Annotated in this window: 18 protein-coding genes; 11 read left to right on the forward strand and 7 right to left on the reverse strand. The window is 68.4% G+C overall.

Annotated elements, in window-relative coordinates:
- Window positions 1-48: 48 nt before the first annotated feature.
- From RXV90_RS05605 to RXV90_RS05635, 7 genes are all read left to right on the forward strand, one after another.
- Entirely contained in the window at window positions 49-816 is a 768-nt protein-coding gene (locus tag RXV90_RS05605; protein ID WP_316647439.1) for an SDR family NAD(P)-dependent oxidoreductase, read from the forward strand.
- Window positions 816-1715 (forward strand): 2-dehydro-3-deoxygalactonokinase, encoded by a 900-nt coding sequence (locus tag RXV90_RS05610; protein WP_316647440.1) that lies wholly within the window; start codon window positions 816-818, stop codon window positions 1713-1715. The genes RXV90_RS05605 and RXV90_RS05610 overlap by 1 nt, the downstream gene beginning before the upstream one ends.
- Complete coding sequence (locus RXV90_RS05615) at window positions 1712-2317, forward strand: 2-dehydro-3-deoxy-6-phosphogalactonate aldolase (RefSeq protein ID WP_316647441.1); 606 nt, start codon at window positions 1712-1714, stop codon at window positions 2315-2317. The genes RXV90_RS05610 and RXV90_RS05615 overlap by 4 nt, the downstream gene beginning before the upstream one ends.
- Window positions 2317-3177 carry an SMP-30/gluconolactonase/LRE family protein gene (locus tag RXV90_RS05620; protein WP_316647442.1) on the forward strand — a complete coding sequence of 287 codons (861 nt, stop codon included), beginning with the start codon at window positions 2317-2319 and terminating at the stop codon, window positions 3175-3177. The genes RXV90_RS05615 and RXV90_RS05620 overlap by 1 nt, the downstream gene beginning before the upstream one ends.
- Window positions 3177-5075, forward strand: coding sequence for a beta-galactosidase (locus tag RXV90_RS05625; protein WP_316647444.1), 1899 nt, complete (start codon window positions 3177-3179; stop codon window positions 5073-5075). Before RXV90_RS05620 ends, RXV90_RS05625 begins: the two co-directional genes overlap by 1 nt.
- Complete coding sequence (locus tag RXV90_RS05630) at window positions 5063-5986, forward strand: aldose epimerase family protein (protein ID WP_316647445.1); 924 nt, start codon at window positions 5063-5065, stop codon at window positions 5984-5986. Before RXV90_RS05625 ends, RXV90_RS05630 begins: the two co-directional genes overlap by 13 nt.
- A gap of 64 nt (window positions 5987-6050) precedes the next feature.
- The gene (locus RXV90_RS05635) at window positions 6051-6776 is read left to right on the forward strand and encodes a DUF1194 domain-containing protein (RefSeq protein WP_316647446.1); all 726 of its coding nucleotides are present in this window, start codon (window positions 6051-6053) and stop codon (window positions 6774-6776) included.
- A gap of 36 nt (window positions 6777-6812) precedes the next feature.
- Here RXV90_RS05635 and RXV90_RS05640 read toward each other — a convergent pair whose 3' ends face one another.
- On the reverse strand, window positions 6813-8003 hold the full coding sequence (locus RXV90_RS05640) for a CaiB/BaiF CoA transferase family protein (protein ID WP_316647447.1): 1191 nt from the start codon (window positions 8001-8003) through the stop codon (window positions 6813-6815).
- A gap of 116 nt (window positions 8004-8119) precedes the next feature.
- Between RXV90_RS05640 and RXV90_RS05645 the strand changes: the two genes are divergently transcribed.
- Window positions 8120-9340: an acyl-CoA dehydrogenase gene (locus tag RXV90_RS05645; protein WP_316647448.1), complete on the forward strand. Its 1221-nt coding sequence runs from the start codon at window positions 8120-8122 to the stop codon at window positions 9338-9340.
- On the opposite strand, the gene RXV90_RS05650 is transcribed toward RXV90_RS05645, so the two are convergent.
- From RXV90_RS05650 to rpmB, 3 genes are all read right to left on the reverse strand, one after another.
- Window positions 9325-9900, reverse strand: a complete 576-nt coding sequence (locus RXV90_RS05650) for a nucleotidyltransferase family protein (protein ID WP_316647449.1) — start codon at window positions 9898-9900, stop codon at window positions 9325-9327. The genes RXV90_RS05645 and RXV90_RS05650 overlap by 16 nt on opposite strands.
- A gap of 11 nt (window positions 9901-9911) precedes the next feature.
- Window positions 9912-10361 (reverse strand): copper chaperone PCu(A)C, encoded by a 450-nt coding sequence (locus RXV90_RS05655; protein ID WP_316647450.1) that lies wholly within the window; start codon window positions 10359-10361, stop codon window positions 9912-9914.
- A gap of 106 nt (window positions 10362-10467) precedes the next feature.
- On the reverse strand, window positions 10468-10755 hold the full coding sequence (gene rpmB, locus RXV90_RS05660; RefSeq protein ID WP_316647451.1) for a 50S ribosomal protein L28: 288 nt from the start codon (window positions 10753-10755) through the stop codon (window positions 10468-10470).
- Window positions 10756-11040: 285 nt separating this feature from the next.
- Here rpmB and RXV90_RS05665 point away from each other — a divergent pair, with 285 nt between their 5' ends.
- Both RXV90_RS05665 and RXV90_RS05670 read left to right on the forward strand, forming a co-directional pair.
- Entirely contained in the window at window positions 11041-11523 is a 483-nt protein-coding gene (locus tag RXV90_RS05665; RefSeq protein WP_316647452.1) for a hypothetical protein, read from the forward strand.
- A complete protein-coding gene (locus RXV90_RS05670; protein ID WP_316647453.1) occupies window positions 11520-12176 on the forward strand; it encodes a hypothetical protein in 657 nt (218 codons plus the stop codon). The genes RXV90_RS05665 and RXV90_RS05670 overlap by 4 nt, the downstream gene beginning before the upstream one ends.
- Window positions 12177-12185: 9 nt before the next feature.
- Here the strand turns inward: RXV90_RS05670 and meaB are convergent, their stop codons facing one another.
- The 3 genes from meaB to RXV90_RS05685 form a co-directional block, all read right to left on the reverse strand.
- Window positions 12186-13172 (reverse strand): methylmalonyl Co-A mutase-associated GTPase MeaB, encoded by a 987-nt coding sequence (gene meaB, locus RXV90_RS05675; protein WP_316647454.1) that lies wholly within the window; start codon window positions 13170-13172, stop codon window positions 12186-12188.
- Between the two features lie 73 nt (window positions 13173-13245).
- Window positions 13246-14691: an amidase gene (locus RXV90_RS05680; protein WP_316647455.1), complete on the reverse strand. Its 1446-nt coding sequence runs from the start codon at window positions 14689-14691 to the stop codon at window positions 13246-13248.
- Window positions 14688-15719 carry a histone deacetylase family protein gene (locus RXV90_RS05685; protein ID WP_316647456.1) on the reverse strand — a complete coding sequence of 344 codons (1032 nt, stop codon included), beginning with the start codon at window positions 15717-15719 and terminating at the stop codon, window positions 14688-14690. Before RXV90_RS05685 ends, RXV90_RS05680 begins: the two co-directional genes overlap by 4 nt.
- Before the next feature lie 114 nt (window positions 15720-15833).
- Between RXV90_RS05685 and RXV90_RS05690 the strand changes: the two genes are divergently transcribed.
- Entirely contained in the window at window positions 15834-17009 is a 1176-nt protein-coding gene (locus tag RXV90_RS05690; RefSeq protein WP_316647457.1) for an amidohydrolase family protein, read from the forward strand.
- Window positions 17010-17013 lie beyond the last annotated feature (4 nt).

Raw genomic sequence — 17013 nt, forward strand, 5'->3', positions numbered from 1 at the left:
GTGTACGCCGAGTGTACAGCCGGATTCAGACAGCTAGAGAAGGTTAACATGACGGACTATCGCTTTACGGATCTCGACGGGGCATCGGTTTTCATCACCGGCGGCGGTTCCGGCATCGGGGCGTCGCTGACCGAAGGCTTCCTGGCCCAGGGCGCGCGCGTGGCCTTCGTCCAACGCTCCGACGCGTCGGGCTTCGCCGAGGAGATGGGCGACAAGCACGGCAACAAGCCCTTGTTTTTACAATGCGATATCACCGACATCCCGCGGCTCAAGGCCTGCATCGGCGAGGCGGCGGAGGCGCACGGGCCCATCACCGCCCTCGTCAACAACGCGGCCAATGACAAGCGCCATAAGGCCTTGGAAATAGACGAAGAATTCTGGGACTGGGCGCAGGACATCAACCTGAAGGCCTATTTCTTCGCCTGCCAGGCCGTCGCCCCGGGCATGATCGCGGCCGGCGGCGGCTCGATTATCAATTTCAGTTCAATCAGTTACATGATGGGCAACGCCGGCTACGTTTCCTACACCACCGCGAATTCCGGGATCAACGGGATGACGCGCTCTCTGGCGCGCGAATGGGGGCCCGACGGCGTGCGGGTGAACGCACTGATGCCGGGCTGGGTTCTCACCGACAAGCAATTGGAAATGTGGGCGACCGAAGATGATCTGGCCGCGCACATGTCACGCATGTGTCTCAAGGAACATCTCAAACCCGACGACATCGTCGCGCCGTGCCTGTTTCTGGCCTCGTCGGCCAGCCGCGCGATGACCGGCCAGGCGCTTGTCGTCGATGGCGGCGTGGTGGTGACGGGCTGATGGCGATCGCGCCCGAACGGATCGCGGTGGACTGGGGCACATCGGCGCTCCGGGCCTGGGCGATATCAGGCTCGGGCGAAGTTCTGGCCGAGGCGCGATCCGATAAGGGTATGGGATCGCTTGAAAAATCCGGCTTCGAGCCTGCGCTCCTGGATCTCGTCGAGGGCTGGCTTTCCGGCCCGGTCGATGTTGTCGCCTGCGGCATGGTCGGCGCGCGGCAGGGCTGGGTCGAAGCGCCCTACACCCCGGTGCCCTGCGACCCGCGCGAGGTGCGCCGCGTGCGCGCCCCGGCCCGCGATCCGCGCCTTCGCGTCAGCGTTCTGGGCGGCGTGAAACAGGACAGCCCGGCGGATGTGATGCGGGGCGAGGAAACCCAGATCGCGGGGGTTCTGACGGCCGATCCGGGCTTCGACGGGGTGGTCTGCCTGCCGGGCACGCATACCAAGTGGGCACAGATCTCGGCCGGAGAAATCGTGTCTTTCCGGACGTTTATGACCGGCGAACTCTTCGCGCTTCTCGCCCATTCCTCGGTTCTGCGCCACTCCATCGGCGAGGGCTGGGACCCGGACGCCTTCGAGGCCGCCGTCGCAGACGCCATGAGCCGGCCCGAGGCGCTTGCAAGCCGCTTCTTCTCGATCCGCGCCACCGCCCTTCTCGAAGGCGAAAACAAGCCCGCCGCGCGCGCCCGCCTGTCGGGCCTGCTGATCGGGGCGGAACTGGCCGCCGCGCGGCCCTACTGGCTGGGCCAGCGGATCCTGATCGTGGGATCCGAGGCGTCTTCGGCCCCATACGCACAGGCGCTGGGCGGGCAGGGCGTCGACTGCGCCCGCCGCGACGGTGATGCGATGACCCGCCTCGGCCTCGCCAACGCATTGGTAAAACTGGGAGATTCCGTATGACCCGACCGCTCATCGCCATCTTGCGCGGGATCACCCCGGAAGAGGCCGTGCCCGCCGCGGCCGCCCTCATCGAAGCCGGGATCACCCGGATCGAGGTGCCGCTGAACTCTCCCGAACCGCTGAAAAGCATCGCGGCGATGGCCCGCGCCCACGGGAACGACGCGCTGATCGGCGCGGGCACGGTTCTGACGCCGGACGAGGCCAAATCCGTCCATGACGCGGGCGGCCGCCTGATCGTCTCGCCCAACACCGATCCCGCCGTGATCGCCGCCACGGTGGCCCTCGGCATGAAAAGCTGGCCCGGCGCGCTGACACCCAGCGAATGCTTCGCCGCGCTGGCCGCCGGGGCCTCGGGGTTGAAGATCTTTCCGGCATTTCTCATGGGAACTGAAGGGCTTAAGGCGATCCGCGCTGTCCTGCCAGCCGATTGCCCCGTCTACATGGTGGGTGGCGTGGGGCCTGCGAATTTCGGCGACTGGCTGAAGGCAGGCGCGAACGGCTTCGGCCTCGGCACCTCGCTTTACACCCCCGGAACAACGGTGGAAGAAATCGCCGAGCGCGCCAGAACCACCGTCGCCGCCTGGGACGAGGCCACAGCGTGATGGCCGAGATTTTCGACGACACCGCCTGCAAACTGGGCGAAGGGCCGCTTTGGCATCCGGGGCGGGAACAGCTTTTCTGGTTCGATATCAGAGGGATGCGCCTTCACAGCCGCACCGGTGACGGCCCCGAGCTTTGGCAATTCGGCGAACATGTCTCCGCCGCCGGATGGATCGACCGCGACACGCTTCTGATCGCCAGCGAAACGAAGCTTTTCACCTTCAATCTCGCCACCGGCGCCTCCGACACCATCGCCCCGCTGGAGGCCGACATACCCGCCACGCGTTCCAACGACGGCCGGGCCGATCCCTGGGGCGGGTTCTGGATCGGCACCATGGCGAAGACGGGCGACGAGGGGATCGGCGCGATCTATCGCTATTACCGGGGCGAGGTGCGGCCGCTTTTCACGGGGCTTTTCATCCCCAACGCGATCTCGTTCGACCGTAACCGGGGCTGTGCCTATTTCGCGGACACATCGCTCAAGACGGTCTGGCGTCAGCGGCTTGACGACGGCACCGGCTGGCCCGTGGGGGACGCGGAAATCTTCCTTGATTTCAAGGCGGAAGGCCTTCTACCCGACGGCGCGGTTGTGGCTTCGGACGGCACGTTCTGGAACGCCCAATGGGGCAGCGGGCGGGTCGCGGCCTACGATCCCGAGGGCCGGTTTCTGAAAGCCTACGCGGTGGGCGGCGAAAACAGTTCCTGCCCCGCTTTCGGAGGCCCGGATCTGACCGATCTTTACTGCACCACCGCCCACCAGGGCCTTAGCCGCGAAGCGCGCGAGGCCAACCCGGAAAACGGCATGACCTTCGTGATAAAAGGCGCAGGCCAGGGCCTGCCCGAACCCCGGGTGATCCTTTGATGCGCACGATCGGCACCTGCTATTACCCCGAACACTGGCCGGAGGAGATCTGGGCGGAAGATGCCGCGCGGATGGCCGAGGCGGGGCTGACCTGGGTCAGGATCGGCGAATTCGCCTGGAGCCGGATCGAGCCCGAACCCGGCCGCTATGACTGGGGCTGGCTTGACCGGGCGATCGACACGCTGGGCGCGGCGGGGCTGAAAGTCGTGCTCGGCACGCCCACCGCGACGCCGCCCAAATGGCTTGTCGACCGCGACCCGACGATGCTGGCCGTCGATGCGGAGGGCCGCCCGCGCGGCTTCGGTTCGCGCCGGCATTACTGCTTTTCCCATGCGGGATATCTGGAAGACTGCCGCCGGATCACGGCCGCGCTTGTCGACCGTTACGGCCGCAACCGCCATATCCACGCCTGGCAGACGGATAACGAATACGGCTGCCACGACACGACCTTGAGCTATTCCGACGCCGCGCGATCGGCCTTCCGCGACTGGCTTTCCCAGCGCTACCAGTCGCCAGAGGCGCTGAACCGGGCCTGGGGCAACGTGTTCTGGTCGATGGAATACCGAAGCTTCGACGAGATCGACCTGCCGAACCTCACCGTCACGGAACCGAACCCCAGCCACGTCATGGCGTTCCGCCGCTTCGCCTCGGCCCAGGTGGCACGGTTCAATCGCGCGCAGGTGGAGATCATCCGCAAGGGATCGGACGCTCCGATCCTGCACAATTACATGGGCCGGGTCCTCGATTTCGATCACTTCGACGTGGGCGCCGACCTCGATATCGCAAGCTGGGACAGCTATCCCATGGGGTTCCTGTTCGACCGGCTGGACGCGAGCGATGCCCATCGCGCGGCCTTCATGCGGCAGGGCGATCCGGATTTTCAGGCTTTCCACCACGATCTTTACCGCGCCGTGGGGCGCGGGCGCTGGTGGGTGATGGAACAGCAGCCGGGGCCGGTGAACTGGGCGCCGTGGAACCCGGCCCCCCTTCCCGGCATGGTGCGGCTCTGGTCGTGGGAGGCCTTCGCGCACGGGGCCGAAGCGGTGTGCTATTTCCGCTGGCGGCAGGCGCCCTTCGGGCAGGAGCAGCATCACGCGGGCCTTTTGCGGCCCGACAGCGCCGAGGCGCCGGGGCTTGAGGAAGCGCGCCAGGTGGCGCGCGAGATCGCGGCCCTGCCGGAGGCGGGCGCAGGCGCCGCGCCGGTGGCGATCGTTTTCGATTACGTGTCCGCCTGGGCCTGGGAGACACAGCCGCAGGGGCAGGATTTCAGCTATTTCCGGATTGTGTTCTCGGCCTATCGCGCGCTTCGGCGCGCGGGGCTTTCGGTCGATATCCTGCCCCCCGATACCGGTGATCTGTCGGCCTACGCCCTGGTGCTCGCGCCCGGGCTGATGGCGTTGGAAGAGCCCTTGCGGGGCGCGCTTGCCACCGTCGGCGGGCTGGCGATCCTGGGGCCGCGGGCCAATGCGAAGACGCCCGACATGACGATCCCCCTTCCCCTGCCCCCTGACCTGCCCGGGCTGCCTGCCACCGTGGCCGCGGTCGAAAGCCTGCCGCCCGAGGTGGCGGTGCCGGTGGCGGGGGGCGGCAACGTCAGGCACTGGCTCGAGCATCTGGAGACCGAAGCGCCCGTCGCGCTTGCCACCGAGGACGACCGGCCCGTTCTGATCGGCGACGGCGCGCTGCGATATCTCGGCGGCTGGCCCGACGGCACGCTCTGGGATCGGATCGTGGCGGAGGCGGCGGAGGCCACGGGGCTGGAGACGGAGGCCCTTCCCGAAGGCCTTCGGATCCGCGATACCGCCGCGCATCGCTTTGCGTTCAACTTTGGCGGCAGATCGGTAATCTACCGCGAAACCCATATTCCGGCAGCAGGAGTGGCATGGTGGGAGAGATAGAGGAGGCCGGGCACCTTTCCGACGGCCGCGTGGTGCGGCGGGTGACGCTGCGGTCGGACCGGCTGGTGGCGGAGGTGCTGGACCACGGGGCGCGGCTTGTCTCGGTGCGGCTCGATGATGGGCCGAACATGACGGTGGGAAGCCGGGACCTGGCCGATTATGAAGGCGCGCTGAAATACGCCGGGCCGATCGTGGCGCCGGTGGTGAACCGGATCACGGGGGCGGCGGCGGAGCTTGAGGGCCAAACCCTCGGCTTCGAGGCGAACCAGGCGGGGCGGCATTCCCTGCATTCGGGCGGCGCGGGGACACATGCGAAGATCTGGGACATCGTGGAGGCCACGACGGAGGCCGTGACGCTTCGGGCGGAGATGCCCGATGGCGAGGGCGGGTTTCCGGGAAACAGCGTGATTACGGCCATTTACCGGGTCGAGGGGCCGGATATTCTTCTTGAGATCGAAGGGGCCACCGATCAGGTGACGTTCTTCAACCCGGCCCATCACGGGGTCTGGAACCTCGACGGGGTGGCGGATTACGCGGGCCACCTGCTGATGGTTCCGGCGGAACGCTACCTGCCGGTCGACGGCGATACGTTGCCCACGGGCGAGATCGCGCCGGTTGAAGGCACCGTCTATGACCACCGTGCGGCGCGGGGGCCCGACAGGACGCTCGACCACAACTTCTGCTTCGAGGGCGGGTTCGGGTTGCGCGCCCGGCTCGACGCGCCGTCGGGGCGGTGGATGGAGGTGCATTCGGATGCGCCCGGCTGCCAGGTGTTCGCGGGCCGGCCGCAAGGGATTGCGATCGAACCTCAGCTTTGGCCCGATGCGCCGCACAACCCGGGCTTTCCCCCGATCGTGCTTCGGCCGGGCGAGACCTTCCGGCAGGTGACGCGCTTCCGGTTCGGAGGCTAGGGCGATGGGGGGCGCTGCCCCCGCCGCCCGTGCCGGGCGGCCCCCCCGGAGTATTTTCGCCAAAATGAAGGGGCGGGGTGTGTTCCGGGCGCTGAGAGCGCTTGGGGTTGCCGCCCTGATCCTGGCGGGCGGCAGCGCGGCGCGGGCCGAGTGCGGGGTGGAGCTTGTGCTGGCCTTCGACGTGTCGCGCTCGGTCGATGCCGCGGAGTTCCGGCTGATGCGGGACGGGACGGCGGCGGCGTTTCTGTCGCCCGAGATCACGGCGCTGATTGCCGCGACCCCCGGGGGCGTGATGGTCACCGTCACCCAGTGGAGCGATGCCCAGAGCCAGGAACAGACGATCCCCTGGCGGCACCTGACCGATGCGGCGAGCCTCGCGGGCTTCGCAGGCGCGCTGTCGGGCATGGCGAAGGAATTCGAGCGGGGGGTGACGGCGCCGGGGAACGCGCTTCTGCATGCCGAGTTCCTGGGCCGGACGAACCCGATCCCCTGCCGCCGCCGGGTGATCGACATCGCGGGCGACGGGCTGGGAAACAACGGGATAGATGCGGGGCCGGTGGCGGACCGGATCGCCGCATTGGGCGTGACGATCAACGGGCTGGTGATCCGCGGGGCGGAGCCCGACCCCCTGCATTACTACCGCACGCGGCTTGCGCGGGGCGAGGGGGCGTTCGTCGAGATCGCGGATGGGTACGAGGATTTTCCCCGCGCGATGCTGAGGAAGCTGACGCGCGAGCTGGCGCCGAACCTGTCGTGGCGCGGGGGCACCCAAGGGCCGGCGCGGGGATAGGCCGGGCGTATCCGGGGCCGGATCGAAGCGGGCCGGTCAGATCGCGCCGGCATCGCGGAGGGCCGCGAGATCGTCTTCCGTGAGGCCCAGCGCGCCCCAGATTTCCACCGCGTGTTCGCCGAGTTCAGGCGGCGGGGCATCCACGCGCAGCGGTGCACCATCGAGGTGGAGGCCGGTGGAGACCACCTCGATCCCGCGGCCGACGCCCGGGGCATCCTCGAACCGGGCGAGGAGGCCGCGTTCGGCGATCTGGGGGGAGGCGAGCACTTCGGGCACCGTCAGGACCGCGCCTGCGGGCACGCCGAACCGGTTCAGTTCCTCCGCCCACACGCCGGCGGGGCGGGTGACGAGCACGGTTTCGAGTTCGGCGCGAAGCGCAAGGCGGTTCCGCTTCCGATCCTCCCGCGTGGCGTAATCGGGATGCGTGAGCAGATCCTCGCGGCCAAGATGGCGGGCGAGCGCCTGCCATTGTTCGTCCTTGTTGGCGGCGATGTTGAGCGGCCCGCCCCCAGCCCTGAAGGTGCCGGAAGGGGCGGAGGTGACGTTTTCGTTGCCGTTGGGCGCGGGATCGACACCCGCGATCAGGTGGTTGGAGACGACCCAGCCCATGGTCGCCAGCACCGAATCGAGCATCGAAACATCGATGAAACTGCCACGGTCGGGCGCGTTGAGCGCCGCGGCGATGGCAAAGGCCGCCGTCATCCCGCCCACGGTATCGGCCAGCGGATACCCCACACGGAGGGGCGCGCTGTCGGCATCGCCGGTGATCGACATGACGCCCGAGACGCCCTGAATGATCTGGTCATAGGCCGGGCGGTCGACCCAGGGCCCTTCCTGCCCGAAGCCCGAAATGGCGCAATAGATCAGATCGGGGCGCGCAATCCTCAGGGCGGGATAGTCGAGGCGCAGGCGCTTCATCACGCCGGGGCGGAAATTCTCCACCACCACATCCGCGGTTTCGACGAGGCGCAGGAAGAGCGCGTGGCCCTTGGCGTGTTTCAGGTTCACGGTCACGGATTTCTTGCCCGCGTTCTGGGCAAGGAACGACACGCCCATGCCGCGGGCGTTGAGATCGGCATCCGCCCCAAGCTGGCGGGCGAGATCGCCGCGCCCCGGCGCCTCCACCTTGATGACCTCTGCCCCCATATGGGCAAGCTGGTGGCAACAGAACGGCCCGGCAAGCACGTTCGTCAGATCGAGGACGCGAATCCCTGAGAGGGGTGGCATAGGCGGGGCTCCTTTCCTGCGGGGCATCATGGGCGATCGTGCCGCGGCGTCCAGTGCGATTGCCGCCGCCCCGGGCTTCTGGCATTGTCCGGCGGAATTCACAGGAGGCACGTGCGATGAACCGCATGACAGAGCTGAAGCCGGGGACGGGCCCCGATCTGGGGCCGTTTTCGTGGGAGGATCCGTTCTTCCTCGAGGACCAGCTGAGCGAGGATGAGCGCATGCTGCGCGACGCGGCGCGCGCCTTTGCCGAAGACAGGCTGGCCCCGCGCGTGACCGAGGCCTATGCCAACGAAACGCCGGCGCCGGAGATCTTTGCCGAGATGGGCGAAGCAGGGCTTCTGGGGATCACGATCCCCGAGGAATACGGCGGGCTTGGCGCGGGGTACACGACCTATGGCCTCGTGGCGCGGGAGATCGAGCGGGTCGATTCCGGCTATCGTTCGATGATGAGCGTGCAATCCTCGCTCGTGATGTACCCGATCCATGCCTATGGCAGCGAGGCGCATCGCGAAAGGTACCTGCCCGGCCTGGCCGCGGGGGAACTGATCGGGTGCTTCGGGCTGACCGAACCCGATGCGGGATCGGACCCGGCGGGGATGAAGACGCGGGCCGCGAAGATCGACGGGGGCTATCGCCTGGCCGGATCGAAGATGTGGATCTCGAACGCGCCCTTCGCCGATGTCTTCGTCGTCTGGGCGAAATCGGAGGCCCATGACGGCAAGATCCGGGGCTTCGTTCTGGAAAAGGGCATGAAGGGCCTTTCGGCGCCGAAGATCGAGGGCAAGCAGAGCCTGCGCGCCTCGACCACCGGCGAAATCGTGATGGACGGGGTCGAAGTGGGCGAAGACGCGCTTCTGCCCGGGGTGCAGGGGCTGAAGGGCCCGTTCGGCTGCCTCAACCGCGCGCGCTATGGCATTGCCTGGGGCGTGATGGGGGCGGCGGAAGATTGCTGGCACCGGGCGCGGGCCTATGGGCTGGACCGGAAGCAGTTCGGCAAGCCCCTCGCCGGGACCCAGCTGTTCCAGAAGAAGCTTGCCGATATGCAGACCGAGATCACCCTTGGCCTTCAGGCCGCGCTGCGGGTGGGCCAGTTGATGGACGAGGGCCGCGCCGCGCCCGAGATGATCAGCCTGATCAAGCGCAACAACTGCGGCAAGGCGCTGGATATCGCGCGGGTCGCGCGGGACATGCATGGCGGCAACGGGATTCAGCAGGATTTCCACGTGATCCGGCACATGATGAACCTCGAGACGGTGAATACCTACGAGGGGACGCATGACATTCATGCGCTGATCCTGGGCCGTGCGCAGACCGGGCTTCAGGCGTTTTTCTGAAGCCTCGCCAGGTCTTCGGGCCGGTCGATATCGATGAGGGTTTCGGGCGCGGTGGCGATCACCGCGCTTTCGGGAAGATCCGCGAGGAGCGCGCCTGCGCCGCGGTCGCCGGTGGCCGCGAGCAGACTTTCGAAAAGCTCGGCGGGAAAGGCGGCAGGCGGGGTGCGGCGTGCGCCGTCGCCGGCGCAGGCGGGGCCGGGATGGTGCGCGATCTCGGCCAGAAGGCCGGGAGGCACCCGGGGCATGTCGCCCAGCGCCACCACGACCCGTGTCGCGCCCATGGCGATCGCGCAGCGGATCCCGGCACGAAGGCTGGCCGACTGGGGCGCGCCCGGATTCACCGGGGCGATTTCGAAATCGGGCAGGAGAACCGCGACCTCGGCCGACGAGGTGACCGCAAGGCGCGCGTCGAACGCGGCGGCGCGCATCGCGTCGGCGGCATGGAGGACGAGGGGTTTGCCCCCGAGATCCGCAAGGAGCTTGTCCTCCGCGCCGAAGCGGCGCGAGGCCCCGGCGGCGAGCAAGAGGCCGATGGTTCTGTCGGGCGTGCGCGCGGCCATGGGCGGGGCGGTTACTCCTGCCGCTCCAGATCGACGGGGATCTCGACCTCGATCTCGCCCGCGGTTTCGAAGATCAGCGTGACGGTGACCGAGCCGCCCGGTTCCATCGCCTCGCGGAGCCCCATGAACATCACGTGATCGCCGCCGCGCTTCAGCGCGTGGCTGCCATTGGCGGGCACGGAGATGCCGCCTTCGACCGGGCGCATCCGCATGATGCCGTCGGCATCGGCGATATGAGTGTGAAGCTCCACACGCTCTGCGGCGTCGGAGGCGGCGCCGATCAGGGTGTCGGGGGCATCGCCGGTGTTCACGAGGATCATGAAGGCCGCGCCGACGGGGGCGTTGGGGCGCGCGGCGCGCACATAGGCGTCCTCGACGCGGATCGCGGCCTCTTCGGCAGAGGCGGGGTTGACGGACCAGAGGGTAAGGGCGGTGGCCAGAAGGCAGAGGAAACGTGTCATGGGGAAAGGGTATCCGCCCCCGGCCGCGGAAGGGCAACGCGGCAAAAAAGCCCCGCGGAGGACGCGGGGCTTTTTCGGGGAATCAGGTGGTCGGTGCCGGGCCGGATCAGGCCGAGGCAACCGCCTTCTCGATGTCGCGCTTGATCTTCAGCGCCTTCGGCGACAGCTCGGCATCCTTCGCTTTCGCGAGGTACCCGTCGAGCCCGCCGCGGTGATCCACCGTGCGCAGCGCCGCGGAGGACACCTTCAGGCGGAACGTGCGCCCCAGCGCTTCCGACATCAGCGCGGTCTCGGTCAGGTTCGGCAGGAACCGGCGCTTGGTTTTGTTGTTGGCATGGCTGACATTGTTGCCAGTCATCGGCCCTTTTCCGGTCAGTTCGCAGCGGCGCGCCATCGTCTTACGTCCTCGGTTCGTTCGGTCTGGTTCAAGGCGGGGAACGTAAGCCACTTCCCCGGCCCCAATGCATAAGGGCAGCGCCGGAAGGCCCTGCCCGAGAATCCGTTCGCGGTGTTTAGTCACCGCACCCCAAGGCGTCAAGCCCCGCTTCATGTGGCCTGAAATATCCCGGGGGGCCGACCGCAGGGAGGCGGGGCAGAGCCCCGTCTTGCGCCGACGCGGATTGACCGGCACAGTCGGGCGTCCAATATTTGCAAGAACCAACCGGATTTCGGATTTGCCATGACGCCCATTCTGCAAGCTGCGGCCGCCGCCGTTCTGGCCCTCGGTTCCGGTGCCGCGGCGATGTCGGTGATGAACAGGGATGTGCCCGACCTTGCCGTTCCCGCCATGGGCTGGGCCCCGGGCGACGCACTGGACGGCCAGAGCTTTCTGACCCTGAGCACCGTGCGCGAAAGCGGCGAGACGCTGGAGAACACGCTGCACTTCGCGGACGGGCGGTTCCAGTCGGAGATGTGCCAGAGATACTGTGATTTCGGCTGGTCGGAATATCGCACCGCGACGGAAGGCAAGGTGGTTCATTTCACCGCGACGACGCGCTGCCCGGACGCGCCGCACACGGTCGTCTGGTACGGCACGGTCCGGGGGGACAGGATGGAGGTTCTGGGGACCTGGACCACCCGGCGCTGGTACTGGACGCGCCAGATCAACGTGACCGGCACGGGCGATCCGGTGCCCATCGCCACCCCGGCCGCAGAGGGGTGACGCCCGCATCCGGGCCGCCCGGCGCGGCGGCCATCGCGTTTCGCATCGCCGTTCTGATCGCGGTCGTCCTTCTGGGCACATGGGCCGCGCACGAGATCCGCGACGCGATGAACCTTCACATCATGCCGTCGAACGAACAGCAGGTGCACCGCGCGGTCATGCTGGCGATCGTGGCCTATGTCGGGCTTCTGGCGCTGCCTTTCGTGCCGGGTGCCGAGATCGGCATCGCGCTTCTGACCGCCTTCGGCGCCGCGATCGGGCCGCTTGTCTACGGCGCGACGGTGGTGGCGATGCTTCTGGCCTATACGGTCGGGCGATGCGTGCCGATCACGGCGCTCGGGCGGCTTCTGTCCCTTCTCAGACTGCACCGGGCGGCGGATCTGGTGGCCCGCGCCGCGCCGCTCGGTCAGGAGGCGCGGATCGCGCTTCTGCTCGACCGCGCGCCGCCCGGGCTTCTGACCCTCGCGCTGCGCCGGCGCTATCTGGCGCTGGCGCTGGCGGTGAACGTGCCCGGGAATTCGATCATCGGGGGCGGTGGCGGCATCATGCTGCTGGCCGGGATGAGCGGGCTTTTCGCGCCGGTGCCGACCGCGCTGGCCGTCATCCTCGCCGTGTCGCCCGTGCCGCTTGCGGTGGCGCTTTTCGGGGCCTGAGCCGCCCGGTCAAGCGCCTGTTTCAAGCCGTTGCAGCAGCTCTTCCGCCGCCGCGCCCGGGGCGCGCGTGCCGTCGACCACCTCGGCGCCCAGGGTTTCGAGGGCGGCGCGCGTCGCCGGATCCTCCTCAAGCCGCCGGATCAGACCGTGGCGCACCTCTTCCTCGAACCAGTGCCGGTTCTGATCTGCGCGGCGCTGGGCAAAATAGCCTTCGCTCTTCCGCCACTCCGCCAGCGCCGTGATATCGGCCCAGGCCGCCTCGAGCCCGGTTTCATCGAGGGCCGAGACCACGGCCGCCTTCGGATACCCGGGCGGATCCTCGGGCCGGTGGCGCAGGAGCCGCAACGCACCGGCATAGTCGGCGCAGGTGCGGATCGCCTGATCCCGCAGCTCGCCATCGGCCTTGTTCACCAGAATGATGTCGGCGATTTCCATGATCCCGCGCTTCACGCCCTGAAGTTCGTCGCCCCCCGCGGGTGCGATCAGCAGGACGAAGAGATCGACCATATCCGCGACCATGGTTTCCGACTGGCCCACGCCCACGGTTTCGATCAGCACCACGTCGAAGCCCGCCGCCGCGACGACGGCGGCCGCCTCGCGCGTGCGCCGCGCCACGCCACCCAGCGCCGCGCCGGAAGGCGACGGGCGGATGAAGGCGTTGGGATCACGGGCAAGCCGTTCCATCCGCGTCTTGTCGCCCAGGATCGACCCGCCCGAACGCGCCGAGGAGGGATCGACGGCAAGCACCGCGACGCGCAGCCCCTGCCCGGTCAGCATCATGCCGAAGGCTTCGATAAAGGTCGACTTGCCGACGCCGGGCGTGCCCGACAGCCCGATGCGAAGCGCGTTATGCCCGGCGGGGGTGAGTTGCTCGATCAGGCGGACGGCATCTGCGCGGTGATCGGCGCGGCGGCTTTCGATCAGCGTGATGGCGCGGGCGAGTGCGCGGCGGTCGCCGCCCCGCACGGCTTCGGCAAGCCCCGTCACATCCGTCATCGCGTCTCTCCGCCCGTCGCCGCCCCGTGCGCCGAGACTAGGGGATCGCCCGCTGCAATGGAAACTGCGCCCGTCATGCGGGGACCGGCGGGCGGTGATCGGCCCATGGCGCGGCCTCTTCGAGCCGGGCGGCGAGCGTGATCAGGCGTTCGTCCTCGCCGAAGCGGGCGGCGAGGTGGACGCCGATGGGAAGACCGTCCTCCATCCGGTGGAGCGGGAGCGACAGCGCGGGCTGGCCCGAGGCGTTGAAGGCCACGACGAAGGGCGAATAGTCGAACACCCCGCCCTCGCCGGTGCGGTAATGGACGAAATCGCCGAATTCCGGACGGGAATGGGCGAAGCGGCCGATTTTCGCGGGCGGTTCGGCCATGGTGGGGGTGACGAGGATGTCGAGCCCATCGGCGAAGATCGCATCGGCCTTCCGCCCGAAATCGTGGACTGTGTTGACGGCGTCGAGATACATCGGCCCATCGATTGACCGCGCGAGTGCGCAGGCGCCCCGCGCGACGGTTTCGAGTTTGTCGCGCACCCCGGCCCCGTGCTTGCGTTCCACCGCGCGGACCCAGGATTCGGTGCCGCAGGCGACGATGCGCGTCCAGGCGAGCATCATGGCGTCCATGGGCAGATCGGGGCGGATTTCTTCGACATGGTGGCCCATCTCTTCGAGAAGGCGGCCTGTCCGGGTGACGGCCTCGGCGCAGACGGGATCGACCGGCCCGCCGTCGAAGCGGGTCGGGCAGAGGCCGATGCGAAGCGGCGCGTCGGGGGCGTCGAGCGCCGCGCGGAAGCTTGCCCTCAGGGGCGGCGCGACATAGGGGGCGCCCGCGTCGGGGCCCGACATGATGTCGAGCAAAAGGGCGGTGTCGCGGACCGAGCGTGTCAGCACCCCTTCGATCGCCATGCCGCCCCAGCCCTCGCCCGCGTAGGGCCCGTCGGGGATGCGGGCGCGGGTGGCTTTCATCCCGACGAGCCCGCAGCAGGCCGCCGGCATGCGGATCGAGCCGCCACCGTCGGAGGCATGGGCCGCAGGCACGACCCGCGCCGCGACCGCCGCGCCCGACCCGCCCGAGGAGCCGCCGGGGGTGCGGGAGAGATCCCAGGGGTTGCGGGTGGGCCCGCCATAGGCCGCCGCCTCTGTCACCGGGCCAACCGCGCCTTCCGGCGCCGTGGTGCGCCCGAACGGCACGAGCCCGGCGGCGCGCAGGCGTTCGTAAACGCTTGAATGGCGCGCATAGCGGACGGGCGGCGCGATGCGGGAGCCCGTCGAGATCGGGAAATCCGGCGTTTCGCAGCCGCTGTCCTTCAGAAGGAAGGGCACGCCCGTGAGCGGGCCGTCGGGGAGGCCCGCGTCGATCATCTCTCGCGCGCGGCCCTCGTCGCGAAAGGCCAGCGCGTTGATGTGGGGTTGCCAGGCTTCGGCGGCCTCGAGCGCGGCGTCGAGGAGTTCGTCGGGCGTTGCCTCGCCCCGGGCCACGACGGCGGCGAGGCCGGTGGCGTCGTAGGATGCGTAATCGGTCATGAGCCCGCGTCGAAGCCTTCCAGAAGGTTCACCGTGTTGGTGCCGAGATCGCCGACCGCATAGCCGCCTTCCATCACGATGAGCGTGGGGCGGCGGGCGGCGGCGAGGCGGGCGCCGAGGCGGGTGTAATCGTCACTGGTGAGTTTGAAGAAGGAAATCGGATCGTCCTCGAACGTGTCGGCCCCGAAGGAGACGACGAGAAGATCGGGCCCGAAGGTGTCGATCGCGGCGAGGGCGGTTTCGAGGGCGGCGGACCATTCCACCCAGGGTGTGCCCGGGGACATCGGCAGGTTGAGGTTTGTTCCCTCGCCCGCGCCCGCGCCGGTTTCGTCGGCATAGCCCAGGAAATAGGGGAATGTGTCGCGCGGGTTGCCGTGGAGGGAGGCGAAGAAGACGTCGCCCCGGTCATAGAAGATATCCTGCGTGCCGTTGCCGTGGTGGAAATCGACGTCGAGGATCGCGACGCATTCCGCGCCCGCGTCGCGCGCGGCCTGAGCCGCGATGGCCGCATTGTTGAGAAAGCAGTAGCCGCCGAAGAGATCGCGCGCGGCGTGGTGGCCCGGCGGGCGGCAGAGGGCGAAGGCGGCCGGTGCACCATCGGCGACGAGGGCGCCCGCGGTCAGCGCCACATCGGCCGAGGCCTGAGCCGCCTCCCACGTGCCCGCCGAGATCGCGGTATCGGCCGAGAGGCTGTAATAGCCGATCCGGCCTTCGATCGCCTCGGGCGGCCGGTCGGTCATCCGGCGCATGGGCCAGGTGTAGGCCATGGCCTCGCCCGCGCGGCCGCCCGCTTCCCATTCCGTCCAGACGGTTTCGAGGAAGCGGAGGTACCCGGCGTCATGCACCCGGGCCGCGGGGCCGAGCCCGTGAGCCTTCGGCGGACGGATATCCCCAAAACCGCGCGATTTCAGACTGTCGAGGATCATGTCCATCCGCTCGGGACATTCGAAGGGCGTGACAAGCTGGCCGTCCGAAAGCTCCGTTTTCGCGGCGCGCAGGCGGTGGTCTTCGGAATAGATCGTGATCATGGCGACAGATGACGCGGGCCGGGGCCGAAAGGCAAGCGGGGGATGGAAAACCCCGTTGCCCGCCCCGGCTTCCGGGGTAGGGTGTGCGCGAGAATAGACCACGGGGAGGGAATGATGGCCGACACGCAAGAGAAACTCGTCATCCGGAACATCGGCCTTCTTCTGTCGGGGCGGATGGAAGAGCCGATCCTCGACGGGGATTGCCTGATCGCGGTGGACGGGCGGATCGCGGCCTGGGGAAAGGCGGCCGATCTCGACACCGAGGGCGCCACCGTGGAGGTGGATGCCAAGGGCGTGACCCTGGCGCCGGGCCTGATCGACAGCCATGTGCACCCGGTGGTCGGCGATTACACGCCGCGCCAGCAGCAGTTGCACTGGATCGATTCGACGCTGCATGGCGGGGTGACGACGATGATTTCCGCCGGCGAGGTGCATATGCCGGGCCGTCCGAACGACCCCGTGGGCACCAAGGCGATGGCGATCGCGGCGCAGCGCTGGTACGAGAACCTTCGCCCGTCGGGGATGAAGGTGCATGCGGGCGCGCCGCTTCTGCAGAAGGGCCTGGAGGAAGAAGACTTCAAGGAAATGGCCGCGGCCGGCGTGCGGCTGATCGGCGAGGTCGGGCTTGGCACGGTGAAGGACGGCAAGACCGCCAACACGATGATCGGCTGGGCGCGCAAATACGGGATGCAGTCGACGATCCACACCGGGGGCCCGTCGATCCCCGGATCGGGGCTGATCGATGCGGACATGGTGCTGGAAACCGGGACGGACGTGGTGGGGCATATCAACGGCGGGCATTCGGCGCTGCCGGACGATCAGATCACCTGCCTGTGCGAGAACTGCACCGCCGCGCTGGAAATCGTGCATAACGGGAACGAGCGTGCCGCGCTTCTGACGCTGAACACCGCGCGTGAGCTTGGCAAGCTCGACCAGATCATTCTGGGAACGGACGGACCTGCGGGATCGGGGGTGCAGCCGCTGGGCATCCTCAGGATGGTCGCGATGCTTTCGGCGCTCGGCAACGTGGCCGCAGAGACGGCGATCTGCTTCGCCACGGGGAATACCGGGCGGCGGCGGGAGCTTGACACCGGGCTGATCGAGGTGGGGCGCGCGGCGGATTTCGTGCTGATGGATCAGGCGCAGCACGCGCCCGGCAAGGATATCCTCGAGTCGATCCAGCTTGGAAACCTGCCCGGTGTGGGGATGACGATCATCGACGGCAAGGTGACGTCGATGAGAAGCCGGAACACCCCGCCCGCGCAGCGCCTGCCCGAAGTGGTGGGCTAGGCGG

The organism is Ovoidimarina sediminis, assembly GCF_032586175.1.
In the GTDB taxonomy this organism is placed as follows: Bacteria; Pseudomonadota; Alphaproteobacteria; order Rhodobacterales; family Rhodobacteraceae; genus Ovoidimarina; species Ovoidimarina sediminis.

Bases quoted from the DNA above. Each gene is read 5' to 3' on its own strand.
- RXV90_RS05605 (WP_316647439.1), top strand. From the start codon at position 49: ATGACGGACTATCGCTTTACGGATCTCGACGGGGCATCGGTTTTCATC.
- RXV90_RS05610 (WP_316647440.1), top strand. From the start codon at position 816: ATGGCGATCGCGCCCGAACGGATCGCGGTGGACTGGGGCACATCGGCG.
- RXV90_RS05615 (WP_316647441.1), top strand. From the start codon at position 1,712: ATGACCCGACCGCTCATCGCCATCTTGCGCGGGATCACCCCGGAAGAG.
- RXV90_RS05620 (WP_316647442.1), top strand. From the start codon at position 2,317: ATGGCCGAGATTTTCGACGACACCGCCTGCAAACTGGGCGAAGGGCCG.
- RXV90_RS05625 (WP_316647444.1), top strand. From the start codon at position 3,177: ATGCGCACGATCGGCACCTGCTATTACCCCGAACACTGGCCGGAGGAG.
- RXV90_RS05635 (WP_316647446.1), top strand. From the start codon at position 6,051: ATGAAGGGGCGGGGTGTGTTCCGGGCGCTGAGAGCGCTTGGGGTTGCC.
- RXV90_RS05640 (WP_316647447.1), bottom strand. From the start codon at position 8,003: ATGCCACCCCTCTCAGGGATTCGCGTCCTCGATCTGACGAACGTGCTT.
- RXV90_RS05645 (WP_316647448.1), top strand. From the start codon at position 8,120: ATGAACCGCATGACAGAGCTGAAGCCGGGGACGGGCCCCGATCTGGGG.
- RXV90_RS05650 (WP_316647449.1), bottom strand. From the start codon at position 9,900: ATGGCCGCGCGCACGCCCGACAGAACCATCGGCCTCTTGCTCGCCGCC.
- RXV90_RS05655 (WP_316647450.1), bottom strand. From the start codon at position 10,361: ATGACACGTTTCCTCTGCCTTCTGGCCACCGCCCTTACCCTCTGGTCC.
- rpmB (WP_316647451.1), bottom strand. From the start codon at position 10,755: ATGGCGCGCCGCTGCGAACTGACCGGAAAAGGGCCGATGACTGGCAAC.
- RXV90_RS05665 (WP_316647452.1), top strand. From the start codon at position 11,041: ATGACGCCCATTCTGCAAGCTGCGGCCGCCGCCGTTCTGGCCCTCGGT.
- meaB (WP_316647454.1), bottom strand. From the start codon at position 13,172: ATGACGGATGTGACGGGGCTTGCCGAAGCCGTGCGGGGCGGCGACCGC.
- RXV90_RS05680 (WP_316647455.1), bottom strand. From the start codon at position 14,691: ATGACCGATTACGCATCCTACGACGCCACCGGCCTCGCCGCCGTCGTG.
- RXV90_RS05685 (WP_316647456.1), bottom strand. From the start codon at position 15,719: ATGATCACGATCTATTCCGAAGACCACCGCCTGCGCGCCGCGAAAACG.
- RXV90_RS05690 (WP_316647457.1), top strand. From the start codon at position 15,834: ATGGCCGACACGCAAGAGAAACTCGTCATCCGGAACATCGGCCTTCTT.